Annotated in this window: 10 protein-coding genes; 5 read left to right on the top strand and 5 right to left on the bottom strand. The window is 65.9% G+C overall.

From position 1 onward, the window contains the following. On the top strand, positions 1-527 hold a 527-nt coding region (locus ABZD10_RS12015), incomplete at its 5' end, for a helicase-related protein (protein WP_372886781.1). A 459-nt stretch (positions 528-986) separates the two neighbouring features. Here the strand turns inward: ABZD10_RS12015 and ABZD10_RS12010 are convergent. Beyond that, entirely contained in the window at positions 987-1,439 is a 453-nt protein-coding gene (locus ABZD10_RS12010; RefSeq protein ID WP_372886779.1) for an iron-sulfur cluster assembly scaffold protein, read from the bottom strand. Between the two features lie 70 nt (positions 1,440-1,509). Here ABZD10_RS12010 and hisI point away from each other — a divergent pair, with 70 nt between their 5' ends. Next, positions 1,510-1,869, top strand: coding sequence for a phosphoribosyl-AMP cyclohydrolase (gene hisI / locus ABZD10_RS12005; RefSeq protein ID WP_372886777.1), 360 nt, complete (start codon positions 1,510-1,512; stop codon positions 1,867-1,869). Between the two features lie 68 nt (positions 1,870-1,937). Here hisI and gluQRS read toward each other — a convergent pair whose 3' ends face one another. The 3 genes from gluQRS to ABZD10_RS11990 all read right to left on the bottom strand — a co-directional run bounded on the left by gluQRS (position 1,938) and on the right by ABZD10_RS11990 (position 5,221). Further along, the gene (gene gluQRS, locus ABZD10_RS12000; protein WP_372886776.1) at positions 1,938-2,804 is read right to left on the bottom strand and encodes a tRNA glutamyl-Q(34) synthetase GluQRS; all 867 of its coding nucleotides are present in this window, start codon (positions 2,802-2,804) and stop codon (positions 1,938-1,940) included. Then, the gene (gene trmFO, locus ABZD10_RS11995) at positions 2,801-4,141 is read right to left on the bottom strand and encodes a methylenetetrahydrofolate--tRNA-(uracil(54)-C(5))-methyltransferase (FADH(2)-oxidizing) TrmFO (RefSeq protein WP_372886775.1); all 1,341 of its coding nucleotides are present in this window, start codon (positions 4,139-4,141) and stop codon (positions 2,801-2,803) included. Before trmFO ends, gluQRS begins: the two co-directional genes overlap by 4 nt. Before the next feature lie 255 nt (positions 4,142-4,396). Further along, positions 4,397-5,221 carry an enoyl-CoA hydratase gene (locus tag ABZD10_RS11990; RefSeq protein WP_372886773.1) on the bottom strand — a complete coding sequence of 275 codons (825 nt, stop codon included), beginning with the start codon at positions 5,219-5,221 and terminating at the stop codon, positions 4,397-4,399. A 17-nt stretch (positions 5,222-5,238) separates the two neighbouring features. Between ABZD10_RS11990 and ABZD10_RS11985 the strand changes: the two genes are divergently transcribed. The 3 genes from ABZD10_RS11985 to rpsI all read left to right on the top strand — a co-directional run bounded on the left by ABZD10_RS11985 (position 5,239) and on the right by rpsI (position 6,792). Beyond that, entirely contained in the window at positions 5,239-5,661 is a 423-nt protein-coding gene (locus ABZD10_RS11985; protein WP_372886772.1) for a PaaI family thioesterase, read from the top strand. 180 nt (positions 5,662-5,841) lie between these two features. Further along, positions 5,842-6,303 (top strand): 50S ribosomal protein L13, encoded by a 462-nt coding sequence (gene rplM / locus ABZD10_RS11980; protein ID WP_372886770.1) that lies wholly within the window; start codon positions 5,842-5,844, stop codon positions 6,301-6,303. A 3-nt stretch (positions 6,304-6,306) separates the two neighbouring features. Beyond that, positions 6,307-6,792, top strand: coding sequence for a 30S ribosomal protein S9 (gene rpsI / locus ABZD10_RS11975; RefSeq protein WP_372886768.1), 486 nt, complete (start codon positions 6,307-6,309; stop codon positions 6,790-6,792). Between the two features lie 99 nt (positions 6,793-6,891). Here rpsI and ABZD10_RS11970 read toward each other — a convergent pair. Then, positions 6,892-7,460 (bottom strand): DeoR/GlpR family DNA-binding transcription regulator (locus ABZD10_RS11970; RefSeq protein WP_372886766.1); only part of this gene is annotated, 569 nt, incomplete at its 5' end.

Genomic DNA, 7,460 nt, shown 5'->3' with positions numbered 1-7,460 from the left:
CGCCGCAGGAAAAGGACGCGGCGATGCGCGCCTTTCAGCAGGGCGAGACCAGCGTGCTGGTGGCGACCACGGTGATCGAGGTCGGTGTCGACGTGCCCAATGCGACGATCATGGTGATCGAGCGCGCCGAGATCTTCGGCCTGGCCCAGTTGCATCAGCTGCGCGGCCGGGTCGGGCGCGGCGATCAGGCCTCGACCTGCCTTTTGATGTATCAGAGCCCGCTTGGCGAAGGCGGGCAGAGGCGGCTCACCACGCTGCGCGAAAGCGAGGACGGGTTCGTCATTGCCGAAACCGATCTTGCGATGCGCGGGGCGGGGGATCTGATCGGCACCGCGCAATCCGGCCTGCCACGGTTTCGCATCGCCGACATGGAGCATCAGACCGCGCTGATGGCGATTGCCCAGAGCGACGCCCGCAAGCTTCTGGCCGAGGATCCCGACCTTGCCGGCGCGCGCGGGCAGGCGGCCCGCGTGCTGTTGTGGCTGATGGAACAGGATCAGGCAATCCGTTTGATTTCAGTGGGTTGAGGCGTTTCGTTCCGATTTGTTCGCGAATGTTCTCAAAAAGTTCTTTACAGGGCGGCGGCAATATGAGAACAAAGGGGCAACAAGTCACTCGCCACGCAGGAGCCCACCATGATGATCCAGATCAGAACCGTGATCCGCAATTCGCGCGCCACCTTGGTTCAGGATGCAATCGGCGCGGCGGCGCTGGTGGTGATGATGCTGGTGGCGCTGCATGTGCCCGGAACGATCTGAATTCTGCCCGCGTTCCCGTGCCGGTCGCCTCCCCGTGCATCCTGTCCCCACGCGATGCCATTTGACTGACACTGCCTGTCCCACGTCCGTCCGAAGGGTCTGCCTGACCCCGCAGGGGCGCCGGGTCCCACATGGGAACGCACCACGACTGCGCCGCCTTCCACCCGGAAGTGCGGCGCATTTTTTTTGGGCTTTTCCGTATCTGGGCCTGCGGTTGCGGCGACGGGGTCAGGCGCAATCGGCCTGCAGCGCCTGGTCCATCGCTTCCAGCGTCGCCTCGAGCGCCAGCAGGATCGAGGCATGGCGGTTCTTGTAGTCCCGCGCCGGGCGCAGCACCTCGAGGTCTTCGAAGGGGGCCGGCGGTGTCGGGCCGTCCTGTTTGAGCATGGCTTTCAGCGCATCGCGCGCCGCCTCGATCTCGTCCCGGCTGCGCCCGATGGCATGGGCGCCGACCACCGAGGCCGCCGCCTGTCCGAGGGCGCAGGCCTTGACGTCCTGGGCAAAGGCGGCGATGCGCCCGCCGTCGAGCACCACGTCGACGGTGACGGTCGAACCGCAGAGCGGCGCGCGCCGTTTCACGCTCGCCTGGGGGGAGGCCAGCCGGTCGGTGTGCGGGATCGCGGCGGCCAGCGCCAGGATGCGCCCGCTGTAAAGCTTGATCAGGTCGTTTTCACCGGACATGGCTGTTTCCTTCGCTCTCAGTGTTTTCTAGATAGAGGAGGCGGAACCGGGATGCAAAGGGTGTGATGACATGGGATTCGATGTGGCGGAGCTGAAATTCAACGAGGCGGGGCTGATTCCGGCGATCGCCCAGGACGCGGACAGCCACGAGGTGCTGATGATGGCCTGGATGAATGCCGATGCCATCGCCCGGACCCTTGCCAGCGGGCGGGTGACCTATTGGTCGCGGTCGCGGCAGGCCTTCTGGGTCAAGGGCGAGAGCTCGGGCCATCATCAGGAACTGGTGGATTTCCGTTTCGACTGCGACAAGGACTGCCTGCTGGTGCTGGTGCGCCAGACCGGCCCGGCCTGTCACACCAACCGGCGCAGCTGTTTTTTCAGCGCGGTGCGCGATGGCGCGGTGGTCGAGCTGATGCAGCCGATGGCGTGACGGGCCCTGCGGGCCCGGCCTGCGGCGCGAGTATTTCGCAAAGAGATGAAGCCCCGGGGGCCGGCGGCTCAGAGGCCGACCATGCGGCGGATGTCGGCGGGGCTGGCGCCCTCGGCGCGGTATTTGGCGATGGCGCGCGCATCGTCGCGCTTGGCAAGGCGTTTGCCCGCCGCGTCGCGGATCAGCCGGTGGTGATGGTACCGAGGGGTGGCGAGCCCCAGCAGCCGTTGCAGCACGACATGGATCTGTGTCGCCTCGAAGAGGTCGGCGCCGCGGATCACCTTGGTGACGCCCTGGGCGGCGTCGTCGATGACCACCGAGAGATGGTAGGAGCCGGGGAAGTCGCGGCGCGACAGCACGATGTCGCCGACCCCGTCGCGCAGCGCGGCGGGTGTCAGGCGAATGCGGGCTTGGGCGGCGGTGGCCTCGCCGCTGTCCTCGAAGCCGAGATCCGGCGCCACGCCGAGACTGGCGAGGGCGCGGCCCATGTCGAGCCGCAGCGCGGCGCCCTCGGGCAGTGGCGCCGCGGCATCGCGCGCCTTGTCGCGGCAGGTGCCGGGATAGACCAGCCCGTCGGGGCCGTGGACCGGGGCGGCGCCTTCCTGTGGCGCCGAGGCGGCGGTGGCGATGTCGCGGCGCTTGCAGGTGCAGGGATAGAGCAGGCCGCGCGCCCAGAGGGCCTGCAGCGCCGCGCGATAGGCCGGCAGCCGCTCGGACTGGCGCATCGGGGCCGCGTCCCAGGTGATGCCGAGCCATGCGAGATCCTGATAGATCTGCTGTTCCCAGCGGGGCCGCGAGCGGGTGCTGTCGATGTCCTCGATGCGCAACAGGAAGCGGCCGCCCGCCGCCCGGGCCATGTCATGCGCCAGCAGCGCCGAATAGGCATGGCCCAGATGCAGGGGGCCGGTCGGCGAGGGCGCGAAGCGGGTGATCATTGCCCGGCGAGCCAGCCCTGCCAGTCGGCCTTGGCGCGGTCGGTATAGGCCTTGTAGCGGTCCTTGCGGCCGCGGCGCCCGCCCTTCAGCCCGTCGACCGGCTGGAACAGGCCGAAATTGACGTTCATCGGCTGGAAGGTCTTGGCTTCGGCGCCGCCGGTGATGTGATGCACCAGCGCCCCCATCGCGGTGTTGAGCGGCGCGGTGGCCAGCGGCTTGCCGAGAATCTCGGCGGCGGCGAGCCGCCCGGCGAGCAGCCCCATGGCGGCGCTTTCCACATAGCCCTCGACGCCGGTGACCTGGCCGGCAAAGCGGATATTGGGCCGCGACTTCAGCCGCATCTGGTCGTCGAGCAGGGTCGGCGAATTGAGGAAGGTGTTGCGGTGAATGCCGCCCAAACGGGCGAAAGAGGCATTTTCCAGACCGGGGATCATGCGAAACACGTCGGATTGCGCCCCGTATTTCATTTTTGTCTGGAAGCCGACGATGTTGAACAGCGTGCCGAGCGCATTGTCACGGCGCAATTGCACCACCGCATAGGGCTTGTCCTCGGGCCTGTGGGCGTTGGTCAGCCCCACCGGCTTCATCGGGCCGAAGCGCAGGGTTTCGCGGCCGCGTTCGGCCATCACCTCGATCGGCAGGCAGCCGTCGAAATAGCCGGCGCTCTCGCCGTCATGAAACTCGGTCTTGTCGGCCGCCAGCAGCGCGTCGATGAAGGCTTCGTACTGGTTGCGGTCCATCGGGCAGTTGAGATAGGCCTTGCGCTCGGCCTCGGTCTCGCCCTTGTCATAGCGCGACTGCATCCAGGCCACGTCCATGTCGATGCTCTCGGCATAGACGATGGGGGCGATGGCGTCGAAAAAGGCCAGCCGGTCGGCGCCGGTCTCCTGCTGGATCGCGGCGCCCAGAGCCGCCGAGGTCAGCGGGCCGGTGGCAAAGATCCAGTGCCCGTCGCGGGGCAGTTCGGTCACCTCGCCATAGTCGATGCGCAGATTGGGCAGGGCCCGCAATGCGGCGGTCACGCTTTCAGAAAACGGATCGCGGTCGACCGCTAGCGCGCCGCCTGCAGGCAGCCGATGCTTGTCGGCCATGGACATGATAAGGCCGTTGGCGGCCCGCATCTCCCAATGCAGCAGCCCGACGGCGTTCTGTTCGTCATCGTCCGAGCGGAAGGAATTGGAACAGACCATCTCGGCCAGGTTGCCGGTGCGATGGGCAAAGGTTTCGACCTCGGGGCGCATTTCGTGGAGCACCACGTCAACGCCCATGTGTGCCGCCTGCCAGGCGGCTTCGGAGCCGGCCAGACCGCCCCCGACGATATGCAGTTCCTGTGTCATGGGGCGCACATAAGCCAGCCAGCAGGTTTTGGGAAGGGGCGGCGGGCGGTGCCGCTTGGAAAGGCGCGGCCGCCAGGGAGTACGAGGTAAGAAAATCCCCCCTGCCGGGCGCGCCTGACCGCAACCCGGCCTGGGCCGGGCTGCCTGCTGTGCGGTGAATGACCGTCGGGCCACAGACTGGCCCAGCCCCTGCCTTGAGAGAACCCGCGTTAACGGAAAAACACCGTTGCGGGTCCGGAAACGCTGCCGGGCGGCCTATTGCGTCCAGTCGGGCGGGCGTTTCTCGAGAAAGGCGCTGATGCCTTCCTCGGTGTCGCGATAGAGCATGTTCTCGACCATCACCGCGCCGGCGTACTCATAGGCTTCGGCGGTCGGCATCTGGGCCTGCTGATAGAAGGCGCTCTTGCCGATCCGCACCGCGGCGCCGAGCTTGCCGGCGACGGTGGTGGCCAGCGCGCTGGTGTGGGCCGCCAGATCGTCCGCCGTGGTGACATGGTTGATCAACCCGATGCGCTCGGCTTCATCGGCCTCGATGAACTGGCCGGTGGTGAGCATCTCGAAGGCCTTCTTGCGCGTGATGTTGCGCGACAGGGCGACCATCGGGGTCGAGCAGAACAGCCCGATATTGACCCCGTTGACGCCAAAGCGGGTGCCCTCGGCGGCGACCGCCATGTCGCAGGTCGCCACCAGCTGGCAGCCGGCGGCGGTGGCGATGCCGTGGACCTGGGCGATGACCGGCTGGGGCAGGGCCTGAATCGTCAGCATCATCCGGGTGCAGCGGTCGAAGAGATCCTTGAAATAGGCCTTGCCGCCGTCTTCGGACTGGCGCGCCGCAGTCATCTGCTTGAGGTCGTGACCGGCGCAGAAGGCCTTGCCGCTGCCCGATAGCACCACCGCCCGCACCGAACGGTCCTGTTTCAGCCCGTCGAACGCCTGCTGGAGCGCGGCCAGCATCTCGTCCGAAAGCGCGTTCAGCCTTTCGGGGGCATTCATCGTCAGATGGGCCACGGCATCGGTGTCGTGACGTTCCAGAATTGCCATCTTGCTCTCCTCCTGCTTTGCGGCGACCTTAGCGGCCAAAGAACCGGAGGAAAAGCATGCAGGCCGTGATGAGCATCGAGGAAATGACCGCCTTTCTGGAGCAGGTGTTCCCGCAGGTTAAGGACGACTTCGAAATCCTCGCCATGGACGGCACCCACACCGAGGTGCGGCTGAAACTGGCCGAGCGCCACCTGCGCCCCGGCGGCACCGTGTCCGGACCGTCGATGTTCGCGCTGGCCGATGTCTCGGCCTATATTGCCACCATGGCCCGGATCGGCAAGGAGGCGCTGACCGTGACCACCAACTGCTCGCTCGACTTCATGCGCAAACCCGAAGCCGGACGCGACCTGATCGCCCGGACCGAGCTGCTGAAACTGGGTCGCAGCCTGTCGATCTGCCATATCCTGATCTATTCCGAAGGTCAGGAGGCGCCGGTGGCACGGGCCAACATGACCTATGCCATTCCCCCCAGGAATTGAGGTCGTCACGGTTCATTTTTGTGGGGTAATATGATACCTAAATTGTAAGGCGTTGAAATTGCGTGTATAAATTGGCCAAACGGCGCTTGACCTGACGCATTGCTGCTTTATAACCCGCCCATCGAATTACGGTGCGCCGCGCTGCCGGCGTATCTGTCAACCAAACTTGGGTAGACCATCATGAAAACCTTCTCTGCTACTCCGGCAGACATCGAGAAGAAATGGATCATCATCGACGCCGAAGGCGTGGTGCTGGGCCGTCTCGCCTCGATCGTCGCCATGCGCTTGCGCGGCAAGCACAAGGCCACTTTCACCCCGCATATGGACATGGGTGACAATGTCATCGTGATCAATGCGGACAAGGTTCAGCTGACCGGCAAGAAACGTTCGGACAAGAACTACTACTGGCACACCGGCCACCCGGGCGGCATCAAGTCGCGCACCGCGGGCCAGATCCTGGAAGGCGAGCACCCCGAACGCGTGGTGACCAAGGCCGTTCAGCGCATGCTGCCGGGCAACCGCCTGTCGCGCAAGGTGATGACCAACCTGCGCGTCTATGCCGGCTCCGAACATCCGCACGAGGCGCAAAGCCCGGAAGTGCTGGATGTGAAATCCATGAACTCCAAGAACACGCGGAGCTAATCAATGGCTGATCAAATCAACTCGCTCGAAGAGCTGACCGAAGTCGCCGGCATCGAAGCCGCCGCCGAGGTCGCAGCCCCCCGCGAACCCGTTCGTGACGACCTTGGCCGGTCCTATGCCACCGGCAAGCGTAAAGACGCCGTGGCCCGTGTCTGGATCAAGCCGGGCTCTGGCAAGGTCACCGTGAACGGCAAGGAAATGAGCGCCTATTTCGCCCGTCCGGTGCTGCAGATGATCCTGCGCCAGCCGTTCCAGGTTGCCGGTGTCGAAGACGAATTCGACGTTCAGGCCACCGTCAAGGGCGGCGGTCTCTCGGGTCAGGCCGGTGCGGTCAAGCACGGCATCTCGAAAGCTCTGCAACTTTACGAACCCTCGCTGCGTGGCGCGCTGAAAGCCGCCGGCTTCCTGACCCGCGACAGCCGCGTCGTGGAACGGAAGAAATACGGCAAGCGCAAGGCACGTCGTTCGTTCCAGTTCTCGAAACGCTGATACCGGCTTTTCGGTTTTGCGAAAAACAGGCCTGTCGCGCATCGCGCGGCAGGCTTTTTCTTTGCCCCGTCTTGGGCGCGGGCCTGCTGCTGGCGGGCCTCAGGCAGGGTCGGGCGGCACGATCGCCGTATCCCAGCCGTCGCATTGGGCGGCAAGCGCCTCGGGCAGGGGGGCATCGGTGTAAAGCGCGTCGATCTCGGCCAGCGAACAGATCCGGATCGGCGCCGGCCGCCGCAGCTTGGAGCGGTCCGCCACCACCAGCCGCCTGCGGGCGCGATGCAGGGCCGACTGGCTGACCATCACCTCCTGCGGGTCGAAATCCAGAAGGTCGCCGCCGGCATCGAGCGCCGAGCATCCCAGCACCGCGACATCGAAGCGGAACTGATCGACGGAACGCGCCGCCAGCGGGCCGACCAGACCGCCGTCCTCGGACCTCAGGCGGCCCCCTGTGAGGGTGATCTCGCATTCGGGGCTGGCCGACAGGATCTCGGCGGCATTGAGGTTGTTGGTCACCACCATCAGCCGCCTGTGACCGAGAAGGGCGCGGGCCACGGCCTCGGTGGTGGTGCCGATGTTGAGAAACACCGAGGCGCCGTCGGGAATCGCCCCGGCGCAGGCCTGCGCGATGCGCTTCTTTGCCGTCTCGTTCAGGCGCCGGCGCTCTTCAT

The sequence above is a fragment of the Shimia sp. genome (assembly GCF_041624275.1).
Lineage (GTDB): Bacteria > Pseudomonadota > Alphaproteobacteria > Rhodobacterales > Rhodobacteraceae > Shimia.
Note: the sequence above shows the minus strand (reverse complement) of the source record. Positions and strands in the feature narration are given on the sequence as shown.